Here is a 25,914-nt window from a genome sequence, read left to right as displayed (position 1 = left end):
TGACCTCCGCAAGACCAACCCCCCGCATCAGAGGAGCAGCAGGTGACAGATCAGATCGAGACCGACGACAACAGCACCTGGTGGAAGGCCCCCCGCTTCCTGATCTCAGCGGTCCTGGTCGCGTTGCTGATTGTGCTGGGGGTGGTTCTGTGGCTGTGGCCCGACGGTGAGGAGCCCACCCAGGCCGCCCCGGCACCGGCCACGACCGCCGAATCGGTCTCGGGCGGGGAGTCGGTGTGCGGCCTGGACGCCACCGGCGGCACCACGCTCACGAAAGCACCCGAGGACGTCGAATGGACCGCCCTGGGCGCGATCTACGCACCGTCCTCGAAGGAGCACGGGCCTGGCACCGTGGATGAGTCCACCGGCGTCCGCTCCTGCTACTCCCACACCCCCGAAGGGGCACTCCTCGCCGCCACGAACATGCTGACAGCCAGTGGCGACCCCGAGCTGCTACTGGAGACCACACGCCTGCTCGGCATGGAGGGCCCCGGCAAGGACGTTGCAATCGGGCAGATCCAGCAACGGATCGCAGGAGGGGATAACACGTCAGTGCCTGTGCAGGTCGCCGGCTTCCGGCTTCTCTCCTACACCGGGGACACGGCCACCGTGGAGGTCGTGCTGGCCGGCGATGACGGATCAGAGAAGGTGTACAACACCACCGGTGGCAACCTCGTGTGGCATGAAGGGGACTGGCGCTTTGCCTTTGATGACGACGGCAGTGGTGGCCCCGTCTCTGGGCGCGTCTCGGACCTAAGCGGCTACATCGTGTGGGGCCCCGGCAATGGCTGAGCAGGAATGCGGCTTCTGGGACGGCGTCTGCAAGACGAAGGAAGGCATCAGTGACGCCCTGACTGGGGCGGCCGGAGATGCCCTGGATCAGATCGCGGACGGCGTGACCGCTGCGGTGGTCGACACGATCGCCTCCCTGGGGTCGATGTGGACGAGGATCGGCAGCGCGAACCTCACCAGCGACAGTGCACCCGCCTCGCAGGCTCCGGTTCGTGGTGAGTTCAACGCCTACATCGATCTGCTGCTGAGCTACGCGAGCTGGATCGGGCTGGGGGTGTGCGTGTTCGGGGTGCTGTTCCTGGGCATCGTGTTGGCGACCAATGCCCGCCGCGGCGACGGGGCCGGCCTGGTGAACACGGCCACTGTGCTGGCCTCCGGGGCGGCGCTGATCGGTGGGGCCACCAGCCTGATCGGCTTCCTCGTCCCGGCCCGGGCGGGAAATCTGAGCGGGTCGGTGGGCTTCATTCAGGACCAGACCTTCTACCTCACCCTGGCCGTGGCCGCGCTGAGCGTGATGATCGCCGGGGCCCAGATGGCCTGGACCCAGCGCGCTGAACCGGCGAGGGACCTGCTGAAGAATCTGCTCACCCTGGCCGTGGTGACGGCCTCGGGGGTGACGATCCTCAACGTCCTGGTGGCCGGCACCGATGCCCTGGCCGTCCAAATCATCGATTCGGCCATCGGCGAGGACTTCCAGACCGATGTGCTCAAGCTGTTGGCCCTGGACAACGCCACCAGCGCCGGTGCGGCGGATCCGGTGTGGTTGGGGGGCAACGTCATCCTGATCATCGTCGGCGGGGTCGTGGCGATCATCGTGAACCTCATCCAGCTGATGCTGATGGTGCTGCGCACCGGAATGCTGTTCCTGATGGCCGGGATCCTCCCCTTATCCGCTGCGTTCCTGAACACCGAGACGGGCAAGAACTTCTTCCAGAAGGTCATCGCCTGGACCCTGGCCTTCGCCTTCTACAAACCCGCCGCCGCGTTGATCTACGGGTTGGCGATCAAGATGTCCACCACCGGGGTGTGGGAGGACGGAGGCAGCGGGCTGATCCAGTTCGCCGCCGGACTGATGATGATCGTCGCCTCCGTGTTCGCCCTGCCCGTGCTCATCGGCTTCCTCAGCCCCGTGCTGGGCTCGATGTCCTCCTCCGGAGGCGGGGGCGGCGCGTTAGGCATCGCGGCGATGGGTGCCGCCATCCCGCAGGGCGCGTCCCATCTGGCGCGGTCTGGGCGTGGCTTCGGCTCCGATTCCTCGTCCACTTCTTCGCCCCAGTCTTCCGCCTCCTCCAAGGGTGGGCCCATGTCCCCAGCGTCTGGACCGTCCTCGAGCACTGGTGCCACCGGTGCTACGGGGGCCAGCACTACAGGAACTGCGGGCACTGCGAGCACTGCTGGTGCTGCTGCGGCTGGCGCAGCTGTTGCTCCCGTAGCTGCAGGCATGGCGGCCGCCAACGCCGTGCAGAAGACGGGGGAAGCCGTCTCCCAGGCCACCGAGTCCAGCGCGAACGCCGGCACCTCCAGCACCGGAGGCGGTGCCGCCGGCACCGGAACGGCAGGCGCGCCCTACCCGGGCACACCCGGCCAGGACGGTGCGCAGAAGCCCTCTGCGGGAACAGGGGCGCAGCCGGCCCCGGGCAACGGGGCAGCAGGGGCATCACCTCGCACCGGGGCCCGCTCCACCCCGGGGGCCGGTGCTGGCGCGGGCGCGCCACCCCGCACTGGGGCACGATCCACGGGCCCCGCAGGCGCCAAGCCGACCGCCAAGGCCGTCCAGCAGCAGGCGCGTGCGTTCAAGGCGCAGATCGCCAACGAGACCGGAAACGAGGCCCGCCCTGATGGCGCAGACCGAAGCTAAAACCGAGAACCGTCCGCGGGTGTACGGCAACTTCCGCACGCCGGCCTCCAAGGGCCTGGCCGGGCTGTCGACCGCCGGCACCGTGCTGCTGATCGGTGGGGTGGTCGGCGGGATCCTGCTGATGATGCTCAATCTGTGGCTGGTGGCTCTGGGCTTCGAAGCGGTGATCCTGACGCTGATTGCGCTGTCGATGCAGAAGAACAAGCACGGGCGCACCCTGATTGAGCGCATCGTCCGCCGGGCCGGGTGGGCCAACGCCGTCTACTCCGGGGCCAACGTCTACCGGGCCGGGCCGGTGTCCCGGGTGCCTTCAGGGACCACGAAGCTGCCCGGGGTCTCGGCCCGTTCCAGGATCACCGAGCACGTCGACGGCTACGGCCGCCCCTTCGCCTTGGTCGAGGTCCCGCAGAAACACCACTACACCGTGGTGTTCTCCTCCGAGCCCGATGGCGGGGGCATGGTCGACCAGGAGCACATCAACCGGTGGGTGGACCGCTGGGCGCACTGGCTGGGCATGCTCACCGATGAGCCCGGGCTGACTGCGGCGTCGGTGACGATCGAGACCGCCCCGGACTCCGGGTACCGCCTGGCCCGCAAGATCGAGGCCCGCATGGCCGAGACCGCCCCGGCTTTCGCCCGCGACGTGATCAACGAGACCGTGCAGATGCTGCCCACCGGGGCCACCGTCACCCGGGCCTACATCGCGGTGACCTTCAAAGCCTCCGTGCGGGCCGGCGGGCGCATCCGCAACGCCCATGAGGTCGCCGATGACCTGGCGGCGCGCCTGCCCAACCTCACCCTGTCCCTGAACGACACCGGGGCGGGGGTGGCCGCACCGCTCACGGCCCAGCAGCTGTGCGAGGTCATCCGGGTGGCCTACGACCCGGCCGAGGCAATCCTCTTCGACCGGGCCCACGCCCAGGGGGTGGCCCCGGAGCTGGACTGGAGTGAGGTCGGCCCCCAGGCCGCCGACACCTTCTGGGACTGCTACCACCACAACAACTCCTGGTCGAAGTCCTGGGCGATGTCCGTGCCCCCGCGCTCCACCGTCCAGGCCAACGTCCTCCAGGCCCTGATCGCCCCGACCCCGGAGCTGGTGCGCAAGCGCGTCACCCTGCTCTACCGCCCCATCGACCCCGCGAGGGCGGCGCAGATGGTGGAGAACGACATCAACACCGCCACCTTCAACGCCTCCTCCCGCAACCGCGCCACCGCCCGAGACACCCGCGAAACCCGTGCGGCCCAGGCCACCGCAGCGGAGGAGGCCGACGGGGCGGGGCTGCTGAACTTCGGGCTCGTCGTCACCGCCACCGTCCGCTCCAAGGGCGAGCTCGATGAGGCCGAGGCCATCATCGAGAACCTCGGCACCTCGGCGCGGATCCGCCTGGAGGAGGCCTACGGGGCCCAGGACTCCACCTTCGCCGCCGGCCTGCCGCTGGGTGTGGTCATTCCGGACCACCTGGCCCTGCCCTCGACCGTGAGGAACGCCCTGTGATGAAGCAGAAGCAGCGAGACCAGATCATCCTCCCGGCCAGCCGGGGAAACGCCTCGACCACCGTCCTGGACCGGGCCTTCGCCCGCGTGAGGCTCGGGAAGGTCTTCGCCAAGCCCCAGCGCACCGGCAGCACCTCGGTTACTGCCTCCTCCACCCGTCGTCCGGGCCCGCGGGGTCACAAGGGCCGGGGACTGGGCGAGGCGCAGCTGCTGCACCCGATCCGGGAAATGCGCGGCACCAACTACCAGGTCTGCGGGCTCTTCCCCTTCCCCATGGGCGGCGGCTCTCCGCTGGAGGGGGTGCCGTTGGGGCGGAACCTGCTCTCGGGGGAGCCGGTGTGCTGCGACCCGATCTCCTGGTTTTTGAAGCTGCGGGTGATCTCCAACCCCTCGGCCTTCGTGATGGCCAACCCGGGTCTAGGCAAGTCTTCGCTGCTACGCCGGATGGCGATCGGGTTGGCTGCCTTCGGGGTGTGGCCGCTGATCCTCGGCGACATCAAGGGCGAACACGTGACCATGATCGAAGCCCTCGGCGGCGCCGTCCTCCCGTTGGGGCGCGGGGTCGGCCACATCAACCCGCTCGATGACTGCGGGGCGGTCGCCGCCGCCAAACTGCTCTCGCCCGCCAGGGCGGAGGAGCTGCTGGATGAACTGCATTCGCGCCGCCGGTCGCTGATCGCCTCGCTGATCGCGATCCTGCGCAAGAAGCCGCTGGATGAGCGGGAGGAATCGATCCTGGACCGGTGCCTCACCGTCCTCGAGACCCGCCACGCCGAGTCGGGCACGGTGCCGGTGATGGCGGACCTGCGGCGGGTCCTGAAGGACAAGCCGGTTGAAGTGCGCGAGGTCGCCCTGGACCGCGGCGACGACGCCCGGTACGAGGCCATCACGGAGGGGTTGGAGTCCTCGCTGAACTCCCTGTGCGGCTCCGGGGCGTTCGGGCAGATGTTCGCCCACCCCTCCACCAACCGGATCGACGCCTCCCGGCCGATGGTCTTCGACCTCTCCCGCATCTCCCAGACCGAGTCCGACCTGCGGGCCGCGACGCTGATGGCGTGCTGGTCGGCCGGCTTCGGGACCGTGACCACCTCGAACATGCTGGCTGATGACGGGGTGATCGAGCGCCAGCGGTTCCTGGTGATCCTCGATGAGCTGTGGAACACCCTGGCGGCCGGGCCCGGCATCGTGGACCAGGTCAACGCCCTCACCCGTCTGAACCGGGAATGGGGGGTTGGACAGATCATGGCCTCCCACACCCCCTCCGACCTGATGGCCGTCCGCGGCGAGGAGGACCGGGCGAAGGCCAAGGGCATCATGGACCGCTGCGGCATCAAGATCCTCGGCGGCCTCGCCAAATCCGAGATGCCGCTACTCACCGAATCCGTGCCCTTGAGCATGCGTGAGCAGGAACAGCTCGCGAACTGGCAGGACCCACCCGCCTGGAACCGCCGCGGGGACGAGGCGATGGAGTACACCAACGACGACGTCTACGCCCCCACCGACCAGGCATTCACCGACGACGAGCTCACTCAGTGGCTGGCCGACGACGAGAACGCCGCCTGGTACTTCGACGACCGCACCACCACCCCACCCCCGGGCCAGGGGAAGTTCTTCATCAAGGTCGGCTCCCGGGCCGGGATCCCGTTCGCCATGGAGTTCACCCCCACCGAACGCCGCAGTCAGGTCCACGACACCGAGAAGAAGTGGCACGAGGCCAAGTCCCGCGCCGCCCAGGAGAGGGGCCAACGATGAGCTCCCTGGACCGTAAGTACAAGGCCGGCGGAGGGGAGATCGCCCTGCTGCTCACCCTGCTCTTCGCCCTGGTCGGCATCCCGGCCATCCTCTACGTGATCGTCAGCGCCGGCCATGCCTTGACCCCGCGTACCGACCCGCTGCCCAGCGGGTACTGGGAGCGGTCCCTGGGCACCTTCACCGGTGACCTCCCCTGGCGCACCACCGAGGTCGTCCTGGCCGCCACGGTCGGGTTGCTCCTGACCGGGCTGTTCGCGCTGTGGGGGTGGAAGCGCCATCAGAAGGCCCAGAAGGTGGTCAAGCACGACCGCGCGGCCGTGCGCATGGCCTCGGTGCGCGACGTCGCCCCCTTCACCGAGAAGCAGGCCAAGGCCAAGGCTGCCCGCTTCGGCGTCGAGGCCCCGGGGGTGATGATCGGCAAGATGGTCCGCGGCGGTCACACCCTCTACGCCTCCTGGGAGGACACCCTTCTGCACATCTGGGGCACCCGTACCGGCAAGACCACCTCCCAGGCGGCCCCGTCCATCATCGAGGCCCCGGGCCCAGTGATCGCCACCTCCAACAAACGCGATCTCTCCGACCTGACCCGCGATATCCGCGCCGAGAACGGAGACGTGTGGGTCTTCGACCCGCAAGGTGTGGCCGGGGAGAAACCGACCTGGTGGTGGAACCCGCTGACCTACGTCACCGACAGTGAGCGCGCCGCCGAGATGGCGAACAACTTCGCCGCTGGCTCCCGAGACGTCGGCGCCAAGGGCGATGGTCACTTCGACTCCGCCGGCAAGGACCTGCTGGCCGGACTGCTGCTCGCGGCCGCCGCCGGTGGGGAGCCCATCGAACGGGTGCACTACTGGCTGACCCGATCCACCGATGAGACCCCAGCACTGCTGCTCGATGAGCACGGGTGGACCAAGGAAGCCGACTCGGTGGCCAGCACCATCCAGCAACCGGAGAAGTACCGGGGCAGCGTCTACTCCACCGCCCTGCAAATGGCCGCGTGCCTGAAAAACGAGAAGATCGCCGCCTGGGTCAACCCCATCGGCCCCGACGATGACCGGCCACAGTTCGACCCCCAAGCCTTTGTGCGCGGCAAGCACACCCTCTACGCCCTGTCCAAGGAAGGGGCCGGCACCGCCGGTCCCCTGGTCACCGCCCTGACCGTGGCCACCGTGACGGCGGCCGAGGAGCACGCCGTCACCCAGGCCGGGGGCCGACTGGCCACCCCCATGCTGTGCGTGCTCGATGAGGCCGCCAACGTCTGCCGCTGGATGAACCTGCCCAACCTCTACAGCCACTATGGGTCTCGCGGGATCGTGGTCTCCACGTTCCTGCAGTCCTGGTCCCAGGGCGTGGACGTGTGGGGTGAGTCCGGGATGCGCAAGCTGTTCTCCACCGCCAACGTCGTCACCTACGGCGGCAACGTCAAGGAAGAGGGCTACTTGAAGATGCTTGTCGAATTGATCGGCAAGTACACCTACACCTCCGTCTCCTCCTCGAGGCAGAAGGACTCCGGGTCCACCTCCCGGCAGGACGCCACCGACGACATCATGTCGGTGGCCGACCTGTCCGCCCTGCCCAAGGGGAGGGCCGTGATGTTCGGCTCCGGGGCGAGGGCCGTGCTGCTGCGCACCATCCCGATTGACCACCGCCCCTACGCGGAAGCATCCAGGGCCTCCGAAGAAGCCCACAACAACCCGACTGCGGCCACCGCCGAGCAGGGCGACGAGCCCGAGAAGCCGGCTGCTGGGGCAACCGCGGCCGCGCCTGCCGGGAACCGGTGGGCGGCGCTGGTGAAGGAGTAGACATGAACTGGGAAGAGGAAGCCGCCGACGGCAACGAGGACGTCGAGGAACAGCCTCCTGCACAGCTGTTCTACGCGAACGTGGCCCAGTTCGTGACCGAGCAACTGGCGCCCGTGTACCGACGTCAGCTGGACCCTGCGGGCCGCTCGACCACGTTCACCTGGTGCGCCCAGTGGTGGCGACATGAGGAAGCGGTGAGCCGCCTGACGGGGTTGTGGCGGGCGTGGGAGCAACTACGCACCGACCCGTCCACGGGATTGGTCGTGTGGTGGCGTGACTACGCCGACCCCACGATGCGTGTGCTCTTCGAGGAAAAAGGGCCCTTCCACGGTTGCACCCCCAGGACGCACAGCCCCAAGGGAGTGCCCCTGGCCCTGGAGCCGCCACCGGATGGTCTGTTCGACTGATTCAGGTATCTCACCCGTGGTCGAGGACGTTCCGGAAAGGCGTAGGCCGGTCCACCTCTAGGGCCTGTCCCATGAGTTCGCGCCCCCCGGTTCCCGCTTGGAACTTCCGTTAATGGGCGAGGGTGGGGCCGCGGCGGAACTGCCAATGGCCCGTCGCCTGCGACTGCCCAAGAACCGCCACCGGCGGCGGTTCCTTGGCCAGTGGCAACATTTTCGACACCAGCCGACTTCAGCTTACGGATGGGTCACAGTGATCAGTTACCCCTAAGTAGGCAGAGCGCAGGCGGCTAGCTTCGTCGTGTCAGCCCGATAACGAGTGGGTACTCAACCATGCAAGGAGGAAAGATGTTGAAGAAGGCTTTGGCTACTGCGGCGGCCACGATATTTCTGTCTGCTGGCCTCGGTGTTCCTGCCGCGCACGCTGACCGCCCCGATCCACAGTGCCTCCTCGGCAACCCTGGCAAATGCACCAGTCGCGCCGCCAAAACTCCGGAAAGGTCCAATGACGCCGCTGCTCGCGTTTTCAACCCTTCTCGCGCTGATGGACGCTTTAGGTTCTGACCTCACCTCATCGGGGTCACTACTCCAGGCATCCGCTTCGCCTTCGTCGGCCACACGAAAATCGGCATTCTGACCCGCGCCAAACCACTTAGGCTGCAATATTGCCTGACTGATCGACAAAGTCATCCGCGCTGAGAGCAAGCTCCATCGCCGCAACCAAGACCCGGCCTCAGAACTGGGTTGTCTGACGCCGGCGCCGAGCACGTGGACTCTGCAGGAGCCTCTCCGCCCGTCAGACCGGCAGTGACCTTCACCAGCGATTGCACCACTGGAAGCTATAGAACGTGGGCAACAACCAACGGCCCCGTAACTGCACCCAATGCGGTTGCCCGCACCGACGCTAGGCGTGCGTGGGGATTGCCGCACGAATAGGTGACCTATCACGTACCGGTGCGGCAGTCCCGTCATCATCCTCTTTTCCGTTTGCGCCGTCAGCGGTCAGCGCGACCGGAGCCTGTGACGACGATCACGGCCGCGGGGCTGGCTCGACGGACGCAGACACTGCGAAGGCCCGCCCCCAGATAAGCGGGGGCGGGCCTTCGTGCCAGCGTTACGAGCAGGCGTTACGGCGCTGCTCCGCATTGGAGGGGTTGTTCTGGCAGGTCTCACCGGTGCCACGCGTCGAGGTGGTGACGATCGGCTCGCCGGGGCGGCTGGTCTCGGCGCTGAGGGGCTCGAGCTCACGCTCGGTCGTGCTCAGTTCGGGGTCAGCGGGCGCGCACACAGGTCCGGTCACGATCGGCTCACCGGGCAGCGTCTCCGTGGTGGTGCTGGGCTGGATCGGAACGGTGGTCGTCACCACGTACGGGTCCGCCTCTGTGGTCCGGGTCGTGGTGCGCGGGTTCGTTCCGCCCCCAGGAAAGACGATGAGCTGCAGGTCGTCGCGGCCGTCGTATCTGTAGGTGGTCGTGATGGTCGTGGTGATGGTGCGCTGCTGGTAAGAGATGGTTTGGTCCTGCTCCTGGCCCTGCGTCGTCGTCCGCACGAAGCTGGTCGGCTGCGTCGTCGTGGTGCACTCCTCGCGCGCTTGCGTCGTGACCGTGCGCTCGGTCTGCGGGGTTGTCACCGTGGTGACCACGGTGGTGGGAGTCGTCGTGGTGGTCACGACCGTGCGCTCACACTGCTCGACCGGCTTCTTGGCGTTCTCGTTATTGACACGCTCACAGTTACGCGTGCCGGGGGCCTCGGTGCTGGTGGGTGTGCCGCGCTCGGTGCGCTCAGACGTCATGGGATCGCCGGGAACGACCGTCACGACGCTGGTCGGATCGCCGACGTCGCGCAACTCGGAGTCGGTCGTGGGCTCGCCGGTGGGAGTCGTCGGACCGTCGATGAAAATCGGACTCGTGTCGTCGGGCCGCGGTTCGCTGCTCGTGTTCGTCGGCCTGCCGTACGGTCCGGTGACAGAGCTCTCCTCCGTGACAACGCAGCGGTCCGCGCCCCGCGTCGCGCCGGCTGTGAAGACTCCCCCTGCCTGCTCACATGTGTGCTGCCGCGTGTGGTCCGCATACGCCGGAGGCGCTGCAATTGCTCCCGTAAGGATCAGTGGCGCGGCAACGGCGATCACATGACGAATCCTGAACATTGGCAATCCCCCTATAGCGCTACCTGGTTCGGTAGAACTTACAGAGCTGACCGGCGCGTAACCATACCTCTGCGTAAGTTACAGATTTGGGGCTAGGGCACAGGTTGCGCCCCTTCTCTTGTGCTTGGAGGGCCTCAGCCCAGCTCCAGGCCCCTCTCCCGTCCCGCTGCGCGCCCGGTGTTCTTCCGCGCCTTGGGGCCGCGTTGGGTGGATCGCACGGCGTCGATCGGGGGCGTGCCCTGGTCCCGGTCCGCCGCCAGGCGTGCGCGCACGCCATCACGGCCTTCCTCGGTGCCGCCGAGGGCGTCCATGAGCCGCTTGGCGAGGTTGGCGCGCCGGTCCCCGGAGTCCCACAGCTCCTCGGCCTCAGCGGCAGCATTGCGGGCATCGGTGTCGTTCTGGAGATCGCCACGGCCGGCCTCAGCGGCGTTCAGAGCGGCGGCGGTGTGGTCACGTTGGGCGTCCGCTGTCTCGCGTGCGGCGGTCTCTTGCTCGGCGGATTCCGTGCGCTGATGCTCTGGGGCGCGTTCCTCGAGGTAGTTCTCCACGCTCAACCCGTGGCGTTCCTTCACCTGAGACTCGATCCGTGCCCGCGCGGTGCGGGCGGCCTCGTCGTGCTGTTCCCACTGCCGGGCCAGCCCGTAGTGGGCAGCGATGTCTTCCGGCTTGGCGTTCTCCCAGAACCGGTCCTGGTCCACCGGCGCGAGCTCGGTGCGCATCACGGCGCGTTCGGCCTCGAAGCGCTCCTCCAGCTCACGCCGCCGGTGCTGCTGCTCCGTGACACGTTGGCGTGCCTGTTCGGCGCGTTGGCGGGCCATCATCTCGCCCCAGCGCCCGGCCACGGCCATCGCCGCCTGGAGGTCTCGGGAGAGCAGGTCGTTCACGCCGTCGGGTTGTGTGCTCATCTCTACAGCTCCATTCCGTGGTCCGTGTGGGGGGTGTGGTCAACGTAGGGGTGCTCGATGGTCGGGCCTTGGGTTTCACGCAGCGCACCACGGTGGCGGGTGGGACCGGCGTGCGCGGCACCCTGCCTCGCCTCACGCTTCACATCGGGCAGGGGCTCCGCCACGACCGCGAGGTGCTGCTGGAAGGCGTCCACGATCAGCTGCGTCTCGCGCAGCTCTTTGTTGGCCTGGTGCATGTCCTGGAACGCCCGGGTCATCCGCAGCATCTGCTGCATGATGAGCGCCTGCGCCACCGGGGACGGAGCCCGGGTGGCCGCCAGCAGGAAGGCCGTGGTGCCACTGGTGCGCAGCGGCGCCTGAAGCGGGGTGGTGATCTTCACCCCGGAACGGTGCGCGGACCGGGCCAGCACCCGGGCAGTACGCCCCAAGGGTCCCTGGCCGTCCTCGGTCGCATGAGACCACGCCGCGAACACCCCGGAGGCTTCCCGAGCCGCGTGCGCCCACGACTGGTGATCGTCCGGGGCGATCTTGACCAGCCGCCGGCGGACCTCCTTCAACTCCCCGGCCAACCGCCGGGCGGTCTCCTCGTCCAGGGCAGCGCCGGGGGCGTCGGGGTGCACAATGCGTCGGTGGCGCTTGGCCGCCATCCACTCCTCAGCCGCCTCCTGAGAGGAGTGCGGGGTGTCGGGCCAGCGGGTGCGCAAGGACGGCAGCGTGAGGTCCTGTGCGAGCTTGCCGCCCCCGAACCACAGCGGCCGCATCCCCTTCGGCGGACGCTCCGCCACCGAATACCCGGTCACCACTGAATCGGTGCCGGCGGCGAAGCGGGGATGCACGAGCAGGTTGGCCCGACGCATCTGCCGCACGAACTGCGCCTCCGACTCGGCGGCCACCGCGCACGCGCGGACGGTGCGTTCCAGCGCGAACCGGGTCGGTTCCCTGGTGCTGTCCCGGTTGATCTCGCCCTGCTGCAGCCACCGTTCGGAGTGGTTGCCGAGCTGGATGAGGTTGAAGTCCTTCTCGATGCCCCGGGTGACCTTCTGCGCGCGGGCGTAGTCGTTGCCGTCGGCCCACTTCGTCCCGTCTTCACGGATCGTGGAGGCCATGATGTGGATGTGGTCGTTGCCCTTGGTGGAGCGCCCGTGATGCACCGCGACCCACTGGCACGGGGCTTTGGCCCCGGCCTCGGTGAAGTCCATCTCGTCCATGAATCGCTGGGCGATGTCGGCCCATTCCTGATCGGTGACCTCCCGGTCCTGGTACGGGATCGACAGGGAGCAGTGCCAGATGTGCTTGGCGTCAGCGTCCACCCCGAAGGCACGCCGGTTCAAATCCACCTCGCGGGCGATGGACACCGCGGCTTCCTCGCCCAGCTGCGCGTCGTCGTGCCAGGACATGATGAGCGGGGAGCCGCCCACCAGGTGCGGGTCGGTGTGCTCGTTTGACCGGCCCGGGCCCACGAGGTACTTCATCAGCCCGATCGGCTTGTCACCCTTGGTGATGTTCGGGATCACGGGATCAACTCTTCGATCTTGGCCAGCACGTCCTCACTGAACCGGCGAGCCTCACGCATCGTCTCCACCGTCTCGGGCAGGACCTCGCCGGTGCTGTTGGCGTGCCGGGCGATCTGGTTCACGTTGTTCGAGATCGTCGCCATCAGCCGGCGCATCGCCAGCAACTCCGCCAACTGGTTCCGCCGCAGCTGCACCGCCACCGGATCCGCCGACCCGAACACCGCCTCGACCATCAGCGCCGAGGGCGACAGCCCGGTCTGCTGCTCCAGCATCATCAACTGGGCACGCTCCGCCTCGGACATGGACACCCGGACGTACTGGGTCTTGCCCTCGATCCGCTTGCGCCTCGACTTCCACACGTGGCGCGGATTCTCCTGCTCCACCACAGCACCTCCTCTCCTTGCCGGCCCAGCGCAGCGCCCCCACTGAGTGGGCCCCACACGACCAGTGTGCCACCGCAAAACCGGCAGGGCTAGCGGCGGACCCGTTTTATGGCACATAAAACATAGCTTTGCTCCGCTGAGACACCACGGGTGCGAAGCGGCGACGGAGTGGGCGCTTCCTCTGGAACGCACGGTGTGCGTTCGTTAAGGTGGGGGCATGGCGAAGCTCACTGACCCCCAGCAGGCAGAGGAAGCCGCGCAGCGGCTGCTCAACGACCGGATGGACTACATCCGCCGGGCGATCACCGCACGCGGCGCCCTCGACGACGCCCGTGAGGCACTCAAGGAGGCCGAGAAGAACGACGCCCAGGCGTTCCAGGCCGCCGTGAACAACGGCGGCTGGACCGCCGAGGAGCTGCGCAAGATTGGACTGGCGGCACCCGAAAAAGTGCAGCGCGTGCAGCGTCGCAAACGCCGGTCAGACTCTCCGACCGGTGGTCCCGAAGCTGGCCAAGCTGAAACAGAAGGCCAGCATCCATGAGCGGATGGGACAAGGTCATCGACAACGAGAGCCATGTGTGGAGGATGTATCTTGCCGAAATCAACCGGCAGGCTAGAACATGCAAGGCAGCGTGTGGTCACGTGCTCGAGCTTGGCGATCGCCTACGCATGAGCCAGCACTTCTCCCCCTCGGACGGAGAGGATTTGGGCGAACATGTAGAGCAGGCAATCTCGTGCGCAGCCAGCCTCCGCAACCTCATCTTCGGCAACGGCCAGAAGCCCAAATCAAAGGAGCTTGCCCCATTCCGGGCCGATCGCATCGCGTGGATCCAGAACCTATTGGGCAACCCAAGCTTGCCCACCATCGAAAACGTGGCTGCACGCAACTCCCTGGAACACTTCGATGAGCGCATGGACTCCTGGGCCTATGAATGGGCCCACCGGACGGAGGACGAATCGGGCTGGGTCGGTGCCTTTGATTGCATCGTGAAGTCTCGTGATTCCTGGGCCATACCCGAAGTACACACTGCTTTCGTGCGTTGCTACATCGCAGACGAGACGGTGTTCGTGGTACGTGACGACGAAGTGCACATCCCCACTCTCATGAAGGAAGCCAACGCCGTGATCCAACCATCCCGCCGTTTCGTCGCCGAGCACACTGCCATGTGGAAGAAGAGCGGGGCTGCACCGCAAATAATCGTGCCGCTCTGACGCTGGCTCCTGACGCTGTTGCTCGTGATTTTGCCACTGGCCCCGTGCCCACATGTGCACGGCCCGAACTCCATCGCTCCGCGGTTCGGCCCGCACCCATGATGGACAGCGGGGACCCCATCCGACCACCCGCCCACAGCCGGCAGGTCACCTCGCGCGCGCACCTGGCACTTTCGTAGTCGCCGACTGTGGACGGCTTCCCGAGCGGGTGGTCACCACACAAGCAACGGTGCCTGCTCCCCTCATGGGGAGCAGGCACCGTTCGTCGTCCGACCCAGTAGAGCGAACGATTACAGCCCCAGACCGTCCTCCTGGGCACGCTGCTCGTAGTGCCGGCGGCCCACCTCCCGTGAGTGCCCCACAGGTGATCCGCCGCGCTGGGCGCCACCGCAGCGCCCGTTCGATGACTGCGGGGATTCCAGGCGCATCCTCTTCTTCATCGCCTCCAGCTCCGGGTCCAGGGAGGGTTGCGGCTCGTCTTCCCCGCGCATGGCACGTCCGATTCGTTCGACCTCCCACCGGGCGGCTTCCAGCGCGTCCTGGTGCTTGAACGGCACGTCCAGCGCCTCCCGGGCGTCCTCGACTTCTTGCCGGGCGAAGCCCAGCCGGGCTTCGCGTTTGGTGACTTCCTCAGGTAGCGCCCGCACCTGGTTCTCGAGTCGTTGGATCATGCCCACACTCGGATTCAGCGACGTCGCGCGGGTGACTTCCACGGCGACACCGGGGGCGTCATCGATGCGCAGCTCCACCGGTGAAGCGCCCAGATCGGCCAGGTTCCCTGGACGCTGCACGACCCGGATGTCGTGGCCGCCAATTTGGCCGGCAACCCCGAGGTCGATCTCTCCGCCCCGGGGCGGGCGGGAGGTGGCGTGGACACCGGCCCACTGCTGCCACGCCTGCGCGGCTTCGCTGCGCTTGTCGTAGGTGGCCCCGTCGATGCTCATCCGAAACTTCTCACCACCCAACTCATCGGTGGTGCGCTGCGCCGCCGCGCGGAGCACGGGGATCTCCCGTTCCAGCGCATCAGCGCGCGCCTGGGCGGCGTCTTTGCGGAACACCAGCGAGGATTGGTTGCGGTGCCAGGCCCGGTTCAACCGCTCCAACCGGGCCAGCTCCTGGTCGGCTTTCGACTTCTCCAAGATCAACGGGTTGCCGCTGGAGATCGCCTTCACCTCGGCGAAGGACAGCGTGTTGTCCCCGACGTCCTCGATCTCACGCACGTCCAGGCGCCCGCGCATGATCTGGTCGATGAACTTCGACTTCCGCTCCAGGGTCTGCCACATGAAGGTGTCGAAGGACCCCTTGGTTACGACCTGAGAGATGGCTACCTCAGGGTTCTGGTTGCCTTGACGGATGATGCGTCCGTGGCGCTGGGCGATGTCGGCTGGGCGCCACGGGGCGTCCAGGTCCACCAGGTGCACCGCCCTGGCCTGGATGTTGGTGCCCACTCCCATTTTCTGGGTGGAGCCCATCAGCACGGCGATGTCTCCGGCGCGGGCGGCGGAGAACAGCCGGCCCTTCTCGGCGTCGTTCTTGGCCTCGTGCATGAACCGGATTTTCTCCGCCGGGATACCCCTTTGGACCAGCTGGTCCTTGAGTTCGTCGTAGACGTTCCACTTCTCCGTTGACGGGGTGCTCTGGTCGCAGAACACGATCTGCAACGCACCCTTCGTGGGGTGCTCCTCGCCGCTGGCGGTGTCGAGGAACACGTCGTCCTGGTGCTCCTCGTGCACCCGGGAGATCAGGTCCGCGGTCACGCTGACCTTGGTCTCCGAGACGATGGACCCCAGCTCCGGGTCGACGAGGCGCATGTCCAGGGCGGCCTTGCGCCCGTCGGAGCTGATCTTGAGCATGTTGTCCTCGGTCCGGTCCACCAGCCGGGCCTGGATCGCCTCGGCCCGCCGGCCGATGTCCTCGATGTACGCCTCGAGCTCGGCAGAGGCCTCCACCGGGACCATGCGCGGCAGCCGCTTCCCGTCCTGGCGCTCTACGAGGTCTGGGGTGGGCAGGTGCAGGTCCTCGGCGGTCTTCACGTCGGCGAAGGTGTGGAACATCTTCAGCAGCTCCGGGACGTTCTGGAACTTCGCGAAGCGCTCTTTCAGCTTGAAGTGGTCCCCGCCGGCCACCGAGAGCTCCATCTCGGACACCACCTGACCGAAGGTCGCCGCCCACGAGTCGAAGTCGTGGATCCCGGCCCGCTCCAACAACTCCGGGCCGAGGTAGCGCTGCATCACGTACATCTCGGTGACCGAGTTCGCGATCGGTGTCGCGGTCGCCCCGGTCATCACCCGATCCCCGTGCTGGGACCGGAGGTACTCCACCTTGGCGTGCAGGTCGCTGGCGCGCTTGGACCCGTCAATCGCCGCGTCCTGGATGTTCGAGGGCGTGGTCAGATTCTTGAAGTCGTGCAGCTCATCGACCACCAGGTAGTCGATGCCGGTCTGCTCGAAAGTGATGCCCGGGTCGACCTCCCGGTCAGCCTTGGCTTTGAGGCGCTCCTCGAACCGCTGGAGGGCAGCCTCCATGCGCTTGACCGACATGCTCTCCGCCCCGCGCTCCGCCGCCCGCTGGCGGGCCGCCTGCAGCTCGGCCCACTGCCGGTCAGCTTCCCGGGCGGAATACGCATCGCGGCTGCCCGGAGAGAGCTCAATGCGCTCGAACGCGGTGCGGGTCATGATGATCCCGTCCCAATCACTGGCCGCCGCCCTCGCGACGAAGACCCGCCGCTTGTCCCCGGCCAGATCCTCCGAGGAGGCAGCGAGGATCTGCGCTTGGGGGTAGAGCTGCAACCACTCGCGGGTGAACTGCTCGAGCATGTGGTTGGGCACCACCACCACGGGCTTGCGCGCCATGCCCAATCGGCGCAGCTCCATCGCGCCGATGACCATCTCGGCGGTCTTGCCCGCCCCCACCTCGTGGAAGAGCCCCACCGAGGGCTCTGAGAGCATCCGCGCCACCGCCGCCCGCTGGTGCGGGCGGGGGGTGAAGTTCTTCACCAGCCCGGGGAAGCTCAATCGCTCTCCCTCCACGGTGTAGTCGCGCAGCACGATGGAGTTGAACCGCCGGTTGTACTCATCCACCAGTCCGGCTGCCCGCCCCGGGTCTTCCCACACCCACTCCCCGAAGCGCTCCTGCATCAGTTGCGCTTTCTCCTGCGCCGCGGTGGTCTCGGTGGCGTTGACCACCCGGCGGTTGCCCTCCGGGTCCGACGGGTCGGGGTCGGTGACCTGGATACGGCGCTGCTCGGCCAGGTTCTTGAAGATGTCCCCAGCGGCCATCCGATCCGTACCCCAGTCATTGCGGGCGGCGAAGACGTGGCGGGAGGCCCGCACCTCCCAGTTCGCCCCACTGATCCGGTCCACCCGGGCGGCCGGGTCTTTGATGATGTGGCGCAGGAACTGCTCGTGGATCTCCGGCGCCACCCACACCGCCCCGATCCTCGCCTCGATCTCATCGGCCCCCAACGGGGTCGGCAGCACCGCCTCCAGGGCCGCCACGTTCGTCTGGAACCGTGCCCCGGTGGTTGCCGCGGCCCGGGCGGCATCCAGCTTCTCGCGCACATCCCCGGACAGGTACTCGGCCCGGGTCTCGTAGATCCCATCCTCGCCGGGCACCTCGTAGACCAGCTCCCCCAGGGACTCCCGTGCCCCGGTCTCGTCGGTGCCCAGCAGCCGGGCGATGTGGGGCAGGTCCACGGTTCCCAGGGTGTCCAGGGTGACGGCCAGGGCCTCGTCGGGGGTGTCGACCCCGAGCACGGGTCGGCGCGGCTGCACCTGCCGCTCCGAGAGCAGACCGGCCGCCACCGCGGTGCCGGCGCCCTCGTCGAAGTGCTCCAAGCCCAGCACCAGCGGCCCGAACGGGTCCCCGCGCAGTAGCCGTACCGCCGGCGGGGTGACCCGGGCCAGGATGTCCGCCCCTGCCTCGTCGTATTTGCCGGTGCGGCGTTCGGTGAACCGGTTGATCGGCCCATACCGCCCCGCGTACGTCTCATAGTGGGCCGCCAGCTGGGACCTCATGGCGTCGAGCTCCGGGGTGTCCTCGACGTTGGTCGCCTCGAGGGTCAACACCGCCCGGGCCGCATCCCGCAGACCCAACAGAGCCCGCAGCTCGCCCTCCTGGGTGCGGGGCACCTTCAGCGGTGCGTGCACCCCCTCCACGGTGACCTGAGTGAAGCCCTCGTCCCCGCGGTCGGTGATGTGCCCGATCTGCTCTTGCTCACCAGCCGGCACCAGGGCCGCGACCTCCAGGTCCTGCTCGCCCGTGCGTTCGGCCATCCCCCGCCCGGCAGCCAGGGCCAGTTCGGTGATGTCCGATAGCTGCTCGCGCAGCCGGGCCCCGGTGACCGCCAAGTCATCGGAACGCACGGTCAGCGTGGCGGAGCCGTACATGCCGTTGCCGATCACCGGCTCACCGAGCACCCGGGCGGGGTGGGCGAGGAAGTAGGCGTTCATCCGCCCCTGCTGGCCATCCAGCTCCAGCGGGGCGGTCTCCACCCAGGACTGGTCCAGCGGCTCCTCCCCGGGCAGACGGCGGCGGAAGATCAGCACGTCGGTCAGCGCGTCCGTGCCGGCCGCACGGCGGTGGGCGCCGGTGGGCAGGCGCACCGCCCCGAGCAGGTCGGCGGTGGCGGCCATCTCCCGGCGGGCCGCGGGGTTCTGCGCATCCAGGGTGAACGCGCTGGAGATCACCCCGACCACCCCGCCGGGGCGGGTCAGGGCCAGGGACTTGAGGATGAAGTGGTTGTGCATCGAGTGCCCCGCCGCGTTGTGCCGGGGATCGTGCAGGGAATTCTTCGAGAAGGGGACGTTGCCCACCGCGGCGTCGAAGGCGCCACCGGGCATCCGGGTGTCGGCGAAGGACTCGGTGCGGATCGTGGCGTCCGGGTAGATGGCCTGAGAGATGGCCGCGGTCACCGGGTCCAGTTCCACTCCGGTCATCTGGGCGCCTTCGGGTGCCAGGCCGATGAAGGTGCCGGCACCGGAGCCGGGCTCCAGCACCCGCCCGCCCGTAAAGCCCAGCCCGGTCAGGGCGCCCCAGACCTCGGTGGCGATCGCCGGGTCGGTGTAGTGGGCGTTGATCACTGTGCGCCGTGCGGCGGCGTACTCGGTCTCATCCAGCAGCTCGCGCAGCTCGGCCCGCTCGGCCTCGTACTCGGTGCGGGACTCGTCGAAGACTTCGGCGACACCGCTGGCACCCCAGGACCCCCAGCGGACCAGCGTGGTCCGCTCGGCCTCGGTGGCAGTCCGCCCCTCGGCCTGGAGGATGCGCAGCACCCGCAGCGCTGCGAGGTTGGCTCGAAACCTTGCCTGCGCCCCGGAGGGGGCCAGGTCGTCCTGGGCACGAGGGACGAAGCGTCCCGGGCTCTCTGTGGGTGCAGGTCCGGTGGCCGGCTCCAGCCCTACGGCCGCTCGGCCTCCTCCTGCGCCGACTCGTCCAGGAAGTCCTGATAGATCCGGTTCAGTTCTTTCATCTCCTCGAGAGTCTCGGCCATCCCCGACTCGGGATCCTCGTCCTCCTCCTGCTGCACGGACGGGTCTGGGGTCAGCATCTCCGCGCGCACGATCTCCTCGGCCTGCATCTTCGACGCGTTCAACCGCCCTACCTTCTCCAGGTAGGTTTCCCCCACCGGATCCGGGCCGGCCAGCTCCATCATCAGCTCGCCCACCCGCTGCGCCGCCTCCTCCCCCAGGCTTTCGAACCACTGATCCGGATCCGGGATCAGGGCGTACTCCGCCGGCGCGGTCGTCCTCCACGCTTCCTGCGCGAACTTGCCGTACGTGTTCATCACGAACCTCCTCGGGTTCCGGGAAGAGAAAGGCATCAATGCTCAGCTGCCCCTCGACTTGTGTCCTCTTGCGGGCTCTGGCCATGGAGGGTCTCCTGATTGCGATCGGGAATCTCCCTCACACGCTACCCAGCCGCCCAGTCCATCTGAGCGCATGGCACCGGCCGGGAGAAACCCGACCTCCTCTGAGGGAGCCCAAAACCCCTGGTCGCACGCATCACGCCACGTGAACCAGGGGTCTGCCCGACTCGTCACCATGGGAGCCTCGTGGCTGGTGCTCTTCATCCATCGCCAGCCGCTGCCGAGAGCCGGCTTGGCAGCAACTCATCATGATCAAGATGCTTCCGAGATCCACCGACGCGGCTGCGCTGTCACACCTGCTGGGTGATCGTTCCCCCAGGGTTCTCACGCCCCCAACGCGTCGTGACGAAGCGTCCCGTCGTGGAGGAGCGCGTCACCGGCTTCGAGTTCGACGTCCCACGCCCCACACGCTCCGTGGTGGTCGTGCGCGGCGACCGCTTCGCATGTCCCTTCGTCACGAACCGACCGGTCCTCGAGCTCCTCGCTACCGAGCGTCCCTTACTCATCACGTCCATCCTTCCCGCCGGTCACGGCCGGCCACTTGGTTTGGCGCCGAGGCCCGGCGTCAAACCAAACTTTAGTCGATGTAATACTTCTGGGCAAGGGTGATGCACCGAAGTCGAGTAGTGGTAAAGTAGGCTGTGGCCGGTCCCTGGGGAGCACAGTCCCTGGAGAACGGAGTCAGGATTTGCGTATCGAGTACGAGGACGAGGATCTCCGCTGCCTGGCGGAAGATCCGGGCTTCGTTCACCCCCGGCTCAGTGGAGAGCTGGTCAAGGCGTACCGCAAGAGGATCGACTCCATTGACGCAGCCAGTGATGAGCGGGATCTGCGGGCGTTGAAGTCGTTGCACCTGGAGAAGCTTCGGGGCAACAGAGAAGGCCAGTACTCACTGCGCCTGAACAAGCAGTACCGGCTGATCGTCCGATTCAGGACGGAGCCGGCCGGGCGGACGACGATTGTCATCGAGATCGTGGATTACCACTGAGACCGACGTCCGTTGAGAGGAGAAGAGCACCATGAGCATTGCCCAGGCCTTCCCGGTTGGTGAGCACCTGGAGGAAGAGCTGGAGGCACGCGGCTGGTCGCAGGCCGAGTTCGCCGAGATCATCCAGCGCCCTACCCAGTTCGTGTCTGAGGTGATCAGTGGCAAGAAGGAACTCACCCGCGAGTCGGCCGCTCAGATTGCAGCGGCCTTTGGGACCAGTACCGAGTACTGGCTGAACCTACAGAATCGGTACCTGCTGTGGCAGCAGTCCCAGGACCAGGGTCTGCAGAGCCAGCTCACCGACGTCCAGCGACGCGCCCGCCTGAACGACCTGGCGCCGGTGTCGTTGCTGCGTAAGCGCGGGATCATCGCCGACGGCTCTCTCGAGGAGACCGAGGCGCAGATCATCCAGCTCTTTGAGCTGGGCACCATCGACGACGAGCCCGAGTTCAACGCTGTCGCCCGGCGCAGCAACGAACACGAAGAGGCCACCAAGCTGCAGCGAGCCTGGCTGGCCGTCATCAAGGACAAAGCCCGTAGCCAGCAGGTACCAGCCTTCGACCCGGCCGGCTTCGCCACGTTCGCCCGTCGGATCAGTCAGATGGTGGCCACCCCTGCGGCGTTCGCGTCCCTTCCGGACCAGTTCGGCGAGCACGGAGTCGCCCTCCTCTACGAGGAGAGCTTCCCCGGTTCCAAGCTCGACGGGGTGTCCTTCTTACAAGACGGCAACCCCGTCATCGCCCTGTCCGGGCGGGGAAAGAGACTCGACAAGGTCCTTTTCACCTTGCTGCACGAGGTCGCGCACATCCTCAATGGCGACCTCAAAGAAGGCGAAATCCGCGTGGACACCGGCATCAACGAGACCGCCGGGGCCCAAGGGCTCGACGACCAGGAACGGGCAGCCGACGAACTCGCCGCAGAGCTGACCTTCCCCAATCACGAGTTCAGCGACCCACCCAGCCGTGTCCGGAGCGCCTGGATCCAGGCCGAAGCAGACAAGCACCACGTCCACCCCGTCGTTGTAATTGGGCGCCTGCAGAAAATGGGAAACCTCGACTGGCGCACAGTGCTTGCCAAGGGGGCTCCCACCGTTGAACCACAGCTCGCCAGCTGGAAATACCCCTTCTGAAGTCGATATCTCCCGTGCTCCGGCATGTCGAATAACCGTGACAGGAAGATGGCGAAGTGCCCCAAAGACATTCCAATAAATGGCTTCGACTATCGTGGATTATCGGGTATTTAATTACTCTCTTATTCTCAGCACTTCTGGGAGCGTTAGCGCATGCGCACTGGCCTATTGAGCTAGAAACCATCCGGGAATGGTTGTACTCGTTCTCCACAAGTGCGGGCTTGGGCGGGGTCGCGGCCCTCGCGGCGGCCTCGATCGCCTACCGCGGAGTCACCCGTTCCGCCCAGACAGCCCGAGACACTGCTCTGGCGACTGCTGAGGTGCAAAGGGCTACCGCCGAGACCGCCCAATGGTGGGAGAATGCGCGTTGGGCGGCGGACCGCCTGCTCTCCGTATCCACCGAGGACGAGGAGCTAGAGGTTGAGGACGCAACGGTGGCCATTCTCAGCGACCGCGACGCTCTTGCCGCGATTGCGGCCCTCCAGCATCTTGGCGAGAACGCCCCTAGCGATACGACGGCGGCGTTCATCCAAGAAGTCCTGGGAACCGCCTTGGGTCTGGACACTTCAGAGGACGACCACGCAGACTTGACCAACAGTGAGGAGGGGCAGTCGTGACGAAGAGCGTTAGACGTTCCGCAAAAACGGGTCGGTTCGTGGCGAATCGACAGGCTGCAGCCAAGGCTTACATCGCAGTAGCTTCGAAACGCCACCAACCGATCCCGGATGAAGTGAAGAAAATCGCTGGCGGCACCCGTGAGAACGGCAAAGGCCGAGGTTCCGTAGCCAGGCCGGCCAGCTCATAGACACAGGAGCCCAGCCGAGCAGGCAACTGTGCTCCAGTCCCATGCCTGTGGGAAGTGGCCGGTAGCCGGGCCATATGTAAAGGCGGCCCTTTTTCGTGACCCTTGCGGCATGACGCCTCATCTGACCTACTGGCGCAACTATCCGCTGCTCGAGCACCAGACCAGTCCGGCTTGACAGGCCATAAGAGCGTCCCCGGGCGGCTGATGTTATCTGCGGGTCCCTAGCCCGAGGGTCGCGTGCCCAATCTCCCCGGTCGGGCACCGGAATGCCCTCATCCCCTGTCGGGTGGGGCGCTTTCGTTATGGCCTGACGGTTTCTGTTGCATGCGCGATCAGCTCCCCCATCATGTCCACCACGACCTGCCGCTGGATCTGCGTCAAGGGCTGGGTGTTTTCTGCTAGTGCGACCCGCAATAGTTCATGGAACCGGCTGATGTCTTCGAGACGCTCGACAGTGATCACTCCATAACACTAATCGACGTGTCCCTTCCGGAACGGACCCGTAAACAAGCACCCTGCCGGACACCCCTAGCCCGCTGGGGATGTCTTGCCCCAGGGCAGTAAACCCCTGATCTCGTCCGATCGCGAGGCCTCACTGGGGCGCTGATGGCACGCTTCGGGCCTCTACCAGACAGCAGGTCTTCGATCGGTTGATCAAGGCCGGCAAGGACTGCCACCGCAAGCCCACCGAGATCGCCGACGAGGTCCTCGACACTGGGAAACTGCTCATACCGTACAACCTCATAGTCCCCCGCACCTGAGAGACACCGCCGTGACAGGCGGTGTGGGCGGGAGTGGGTGGCACTCCGGCCAGTGCCCAACGGGCCGGGCGCCTCGGCCTGCCCCTGGCCCTGGCCTGATCGGCAGCACGATCGACCACGCCCGCCGGCTCGTCGAGTTCTACCGCACCGCTGGCGCCCAAGCCGGACACCCGGAGGAGGCGCTACAGGTGGACATCACCAGCCACTTCTACCTCGGGGACACCGCCGAGCAGGCGTATGAGCAGTCCTACCCCTACTACGAGCGTTACCCCCGTTACCTTCTTCATAGCTCGTCCTGACCAGAGGATGTAAACACGCTTGAACGTCACCGTCTTCGGGGCCACCGGCGCCATCGGTTCCCGCACCAACATCGCCGCCCCGGGGGACGAGGACACCCATCACAACGCCGCTCCCGCCATCAGCCACTGACTCCACCCTGCGCAGACGGCGACGTCACCACTCTCATGTGGGCCAGCGGCGGCGCGAAGGGGGCCGCCCGGCTTCGACGACGGTCACCCGCGCACGCTAATAGGTGCCAGGCCTTGTCCCATCGCCCTCAGGGTCGATGAGGCGCAGCGCTCCCGACGGGCAGAGCGAGACCACATGACGCGCCTCCACCTCGGGGAGGTCCGGGGCGAGGACGACCACGATTCCCTCCTCGTCCTGGTCGAAGGCCGTCGGCGCAGCCACGACGCACATCCCCGCGCCGATGCACACGTCCCGGTCGGCGGCGACCCTCACGGTCGTGCTCACCAGGTCACCGGCAGCGTGCGCAACCCGTAGACCACGTGATACGAGCGGAAGTCGACCTCCTCGTACGGCACGGCCAGGGCCAACCGCGGGAAGCGCCGCAGCAGCGCGGGGAACGCAATCCGCATTTCCATCCGGGCCAGCGGCGCCCCGAGGCAGTGGTGCACGCCGTGCCCGAACGCGACGTGGCCGGGGGCACCTCGGGTGACGTCCAACCGGTCCGGATCGTCGACCAGGGCCGCGTCGCGATTGGCCGCGGGCAGCGAGCACACCACGAGCTCTCCTGCCGGGATGGTGTGGCCTGCGATCTCGACCTCGGTGGTCGTGGTGCGCGGGACGCCGGAGTGCACGATGCTCAACCAGCGCAGGAGCTCCTCGACCGCCGAATCGACCATCGCGGAGTCGTCGCGCACCAGTGCCAACTGCTCGGGGTGCCGCAGCAGAGCCAGGGTCCCCAGCCCCAGCATGTTCGAGGTGGTCTCGTGCCCGGCGACCAGCAGCAGCCCGGCGATGCCGATCAGCTCGTCGGTTCTCAACTCCTCGCCGTGCTCACGCACGAGCATGCCAAGCATGTCCTCGCCCGGTGTGGCCTGGGCGCGGGCGACCAGGCCTTTCATGTACTCGTGTCCCTCCCGGGCCAGCTCGAGGCGTTCCTCGGCCGGGGTCGACATGTCGAGCTGGCGTTCAGTGCGGTGCTGGAACTCCGCGCGGTCCGCAAAGGGCACGCCGAGGAGCTCGCATATCACCAGCGACGGGATGGGGAGGGCAAAGTCCGCGACGAGGTCGGCTGGCGCGCCGGCGCGTTCCAGCGCGTCGAGGTGCTGCTCGACGATCTCGATGATTCGCGGCTCCAGTCGGCGCATCCGGCGGACGGTGAACTCCGGAGTGAGCATGCGCCGCAGCCTCGTGTGCTCCGGCGGGTCAAAAGCCAGCAGCTGACCGGCCTGCATCTGGTCCAGCTCCTCGGGGCTGAGCTGCTGATCGCCCATTAGCGCGAACGACCGCCGGTCGGTGTTGCTGTACCGGACGGGGTCGGACAGCACCTGGCGGACGTCGTCGTACCGGGTGACCAGGTACGCGGACATCCCCAGGCCCGTGTCAACCCGGCTCACCGCATCGCCGTCGCGCAGCCGGCCGAGTTCCTCGACCGGGTCAAAACGCTCCCGGCGCATATGCAGCGGGAGCACTGCCGGGGGCTCGGTCATGCCACGCCACCTTTTCCTCTGCCTGGAGCCCCTATTTTACTCCCGAAGCGGCAAGTCACCTATCGATTCTCGTAGCGGAGTCCTGCCCCCAGGTGGACGCCGCGGTCATCGGCGAGCAGATGGTATTTCGTCCCCGCCCTCCCACGAC

Annotated in this window: 21 protein-coding genes; 11 read left to right on the top strand and 10 right to left on the bottom strand. The window is 67.2% G+C overall.

All coding sequences use genetic code 11. From position 1 onward, the window contains the following. Window positions 1–42: 42 nt before the first annotated feature. From ACZ2G1_RS19755 to ACZ2G1_RS19730, 6 genes are read left to right on the top strand one after another with little or no spacing between them, the layout of a single operon-like run. The gene (locus tag ACZ2G1_RS19755; protein WP_470377965.1) at window positions 43–792 is read left to right on the top strand and encodes a DUF8175 domain-containg protein; all 750 of its coding nucleotides are present in this window, start codon (window positions 43–45) and stop codon (window positions 790–792) included. Beyond that, window positions 785–2,650: a type IV secretion system protein gene (locus ACZ2G1_RS19750; protein ID WP_470377964.1), complete on the top strand. Its 1,866-nt coding sequence runs from the start codon at window positions 785–787 to the stop codon at window positions 2,648–2,650. The genes ACZ2G1_RS19755 and ACZ2G1_RS19750 overlap by 8 nt, the downstream gene beginning before the upstream one ends. Beyond that, window positions 2,631–4,145, top strand: coding sequence for an SCO6880 family protein (locus ACZ2G1_RS19745; protein WP_470377963.1), 1,515 nt, complete (start codon window positions 2,631–2,633; stop codon window positions 4,143–4,145). The genes ACZ2G1_RS19750 and ACZ2G1_RS19745 overlap by 20 nt, the downstream gene beginning before the upstream one ends. Further along, a complete protein-coding gene (locus ACZ2G1_RS19740) occupies window positions 4,145–5,896 on the top strand; it encodes an ATP/GTP-binding protein (protein WP_470377962.1) in 1,752 nt (583 codons plus the stop codon). Before ACZ2G1_RS19745 ends, ACZ2G1_RS19740 begins: the two co-directional genes overlap by 1 nt. Beyond that, the gene (locus tag ACZ2G1_RS19735; protein WP_470378038.1) at window positions 5,893–7,698 is read left to right on the top strand and encodes a type IV secretory system conjugative DNA transfer family protein; all 1,806 of its coding nucleotides are present in this window, start codon (window positions 5,893–5,895) and stop codon (window positions 7,696–7,698) included. The genes ACZ2G1_RS19740 and ACZ2G1_RS19735 overlap by 4 nt, the downstream gene beginning before the upstream one ends. Window positions 7,699–7,700: 2 nt before the next feature. Then, the gene (locus tag ACZ2G1_RS19730) at window positions 7,701–8,105 is read left to right on the top strand and encodes a DUF4913 domain-containing protein (RefSeq protein WP_470378037.1); all 405 of its coding nucleotides are present in this window, start codon (window positions 7,701–7,703) and stop codon (window positions 8,103–8,105) included. A 324-nt stretch (window positions 8,106–8,429) separates the two neighbouring features. Here the strand turns inward: ACZ2G1_RS19730 and ACZ2G1_RS19725 are convergent, their stop codons facing one another. The 5 genes from ACZ2G1_RS19725 to mobC all read right to left on the bottom strand — a co-directional run bounded on the left by ACZ2G1_RS19725 (window position 8,430) and on the right by mobC (window position 13,053). Then, complete coding sequence (locus tag ACZ2G1_RS19725; protein WP_470378036.1) at window positions 8,430–8,792, bottom strand: hypothetical protein; 363 nt, start codon at window positions 8,790–8,792, stop codon at window positions 8,430–8,432. A 424-nt stretch (window positions 8,793–9,216) separates the two neighbouring features. After that, a complete protein-coding gene (locus ACZ2G1_RS19720; protein WP_470378035.1) occupies window positions 9,217–9,948 on the bottom strand; it encodes a hypothetical protein in 732 nt (243 codons plus the stop codon). A gap of 434 nt (window positions 9,949–10,382) precedes the next feature. Beyond that, window positions 10,383–11,153, bottom strand: coding sequence for a hypothetical protein (locus tag ACZ2G1_RS19715; RefSeq protein ID WP_470378034.1), 771 nt, complete (start codon window positions 11,151–11,153; stop codon window positions 10,383–10,385). Window positions 11,154–11,155: 2 nt separating this feature from the next. Further along, complete coding sequence (locus ACZ2G1_RS19710; protein WP_470378033.1) at window positions 11,156–12,667, bottom strand: relaxase/mobilization nuclease domain-containing protein; 1,512 nt, start codon at window positions 12,665–12,667, stop codon at window positions 11,156–11,158. Then, complete coding sequence (gene mobC / locus ACZ2G1_RS19705; RefSeq protein ID WP_470378032.1) at window positions 12,664–13,053, bottom strand: plasmid mobilization relaxosome protein MobC; 390 nt, start codon at window positions 13,051–13,053, stop codon at window positions 12,664–12,666. The genes ACZ2G1_RS19710 and mobC overlap by 4 nt, the downstream gene beginning before the upstream one ends. A 214-nt stretch (window positions 13,054–13,267) precedes the next feature. On the opposite strand from mobC, the gene ACZ2G1_RS19700 reads away from it, so the two are divergent. Both ACZ2G1_RS19700 and ACZ2G1_RS19695 read left to right on the top strand, forming a co-directional pair. Beyond that, window positions 13,268–13,591 (top strand): hypothetical protein, encoded by a 324-nt coding sequence (locus ACZ2G1_RS19700; protein WP_470378031.1) that lies wholly within the window; start codon window positions 13,268–13,270, stop codon window positions 13,589–13,591. Further along, complete coding sequence (locus tag ACZ2G1_RS19695; RefSeq protein ID WP_470378030.1) at window positions 13,588–14,262, top strand: hypothetical protein; 675 nt, start codon at window positions 13,588–13,590, stop codon at window positions 14,260–14,262. The genes ACZ2G1_RS19700 and ACZ2G1_RS19695 overlap by 4 nt, the downstream gene beginning before the upstream one ends. A gap of 290 nt (window positions 14,263–14,552) precedes the next feature. Here the strand turns inward: ACZ2G1_RS19695 and ACZ2G1_RS19690 are convergent, their stop codons facing one another. Continuing rightward, a complete protein-coding gene (locus tag ACZ2G1_RS19690; RefSeq protein WP_470378029.1) occupies window positions 14,553–19,535 on the bottom strand; it encodes a helicase-related protein in 4,983 nt (1,660 codons plus the stop codon). Window positions 19,536–19,660: 125 nt separating this feature from the next. Next, on the bottom strand, window positions 19,661–20,047 hold the full coding sequence (locus ACZ2G1_RS19685; protein ID WP_470378028.1) for a TnpV protein: 387 nt from the start codon (window positions 20,045–20,047) through the stop codon (window positions 19,661–19,663). Between the two features lie 769 nt (window positions 20,048–20,816). On the opposite strand from ACZ2G1_RS19685, the gene ACZ2G1_RS19680 reads away from it, so the two are divergent. The 3 genes from ACZ2G1_RS19680 (at window position 20,817) to ACZ2G1_RS19670 (ending at window position 22,862) form a co-directional block, all read left to right on the top strand. Beyond that, window positions 20,817–21,116: a type II toxin-antitoxin system RelE/ParE family toxin gene (locus ACZ2G1_RS19680; protein WP_470378027.1), complete on the top strand. Its 300-nt coding sequence runs from the start codon at window positions 20,817–20,819 to the stop codon at window positions 21,114–21,116. A 31-nt stretch (window positions 21,117–21,147) separates the two neighbouring features. Next, window positions 21,148–22,245 carry a HigA family addiction module antitoxin gene (locus ACZ2G1_RS19675; protein WP_470378026.1) on the top strand — a complete coding sequence of 366 codons (1,098 nt, stop codon included), beginning with the start codon at window positions 21,148–21,150 and terminating at the stop codon, window positions 22,243–22,245. Between the two features lie 194 nt (window positions 22,246–22,439). Beyond that, window positions 22,440–22,862, top strand: coding sequence for a hypothetical protein (locus ACZ2G1_RS19670; RefSeq protein WP_470378025.1), 423 nt, complete (start codon window positions 22,440–22,442; stop codon window positions 22,860–22,862). 488 nt (window positions 22,863–23,350) lie between these two features. Here ACZ2G1_RS19670 and ACZ2G1_RS19665 read toward each other — a convergent pair whose 3' ends face one another. From ACZ2G1_RS19665 to ACZ2G1_RS19655, 3 genes are all read right to left on the bottom strand, one after another. Then, window positions 23,351–23,512 (bottom strand): hypothetical protein, encoded by a 162-nt coding sequence (locus ACZ2G1_RS19665; protein WP_470378024.1) that lies wholly within the window; start codon window positions 23,510–23,512, stop codon window positions 23,351–23,353. Window positions 23,513–24,336: 824 nt separating this feature from the next. After that, on the bottom strand, window positions 24,337–24,564 hold the full coding sequence (locus ACZ2G1_RS19660; protein WP_470378023.1) for a ferredoxin: 228 nt from the start codon (window positions 24,562–24,564) through the stop codon (window positions 24,337–24,339). Then, complete coding sequence (locus ACZ2G1_RS19655; RefSeq protein ID WP_470378022.1) at window positions 24,561–25,766, bottom strand: cytochrome P450; 1,206 nt, start codon at window positions 25,764–25,766, stop codon at window positions 24,561–24,563. The genes ACZ2G1_RS19660 and ACZ2G1_RS19655 overlap by 4 nt, the downstream gene beginning before the upstream one ends. Window positions 25,767–25,914: the final 148 nt, after the last annotated feature.

It is taken from the genome of Kocuria sp. KKT182 (assembly GCF_055635395.1).
This window is presented reverse-complemented; position numbering and strand designations above follow the sequence as displayed.

Excerpts from the sequence above, each read along its gene's own strand:
- ACZ2G1_RS19750 (WP_470377964.1), top strand. The coding sequence starts at position 785 with ATGGCTGAGCAGGAATGCGGCTTCTGGGACGGCGTCTGCAAGACGAAG.
- ACZ2G1_RS19745 (WP_470377963.1), top strand. The coding sequence starts at position 2,631 with ATGGCGCAGACCGAAGCTAAAACCGAGAACCGTCCGCGGGTGTACGGC.
- ACZ2G1_RS19740 (WP_470377962.1), top strand. The coding sequence starts at position 4,145 with ATGAAGCAGAAGCAGCGAGACCAGATCATCCTCCCGGCCAGCCGGGGA.
- ACZ2G1_RS19735 (WP_470378038.1), top strand. The coding sequence starts at position 5,893 with ATGAGCTCCCTGGACCGTAAGTACAAGGCCGGCGGAGGGGAGATCGCC.
- ACZ2G1_RS19730 (WP_470378037.1), top strand. The coding sequence starts at position 7,701 with ATGAACTGGGAAGAGGAAGCCGCCGACGGCAACGAGGACGTCGAGGAA.
- ACZ2G1_RS19725 (WP_470378036.1), bottom strand. The coding sequence starts at position 8,792 with ATGACTTTGTCGATCAGTCAGGCAATATTGCAGCCTAAGTGGTTTGGC.
- ACZ2G1_RS19715 (WP_470378034.1), bottom strand. The coding sequence starts at position 11,153 with ATGAGCACACAACCCGACGGCGTGAACGACCTGCTCTCCCGAGACCTC.
- ACZ2G1_RS19700 (WP_470378031.1), top strand. The coding sequence starts at position 13,268 with ATGGCGAAGCTCACTGACCCCCAGCAGGCAGAGGAAGCCGCGCAGCGG.
- ACZ2G1_RS19695 (WP_470378030.1), top strand. The coding sequence starts at position 13,588 with ATGAGCGGATGGGACAAGGTCATCGACAACGAGAGCCATGTGTGGAGG.
- ACZ2G1_RS19685 (WP_470378028.1), bottom strand. The coding sequence starts at position 20,047 with ATGAACACGTACGGCAAGTTCGCGCAGGAAGCGTGGAGGACGACCGCG.
- ACZ2G1_RS19675 (WP_470378026.1), top strand. The coding sequence starts at position 21,148 with ATGAGCATTGCCCAGGCCTTCCCGGTTGGTGAGCACCTGGAGGAAGAG.
- ACZ2G1_RS19655 (WP_470378022.1), bottom strand. The coding sequence starts at position 25,766 with ATGACCGAGCCCCCGGCAGTGCTCCCGCTGCATATGCGCCGGGAGCGT.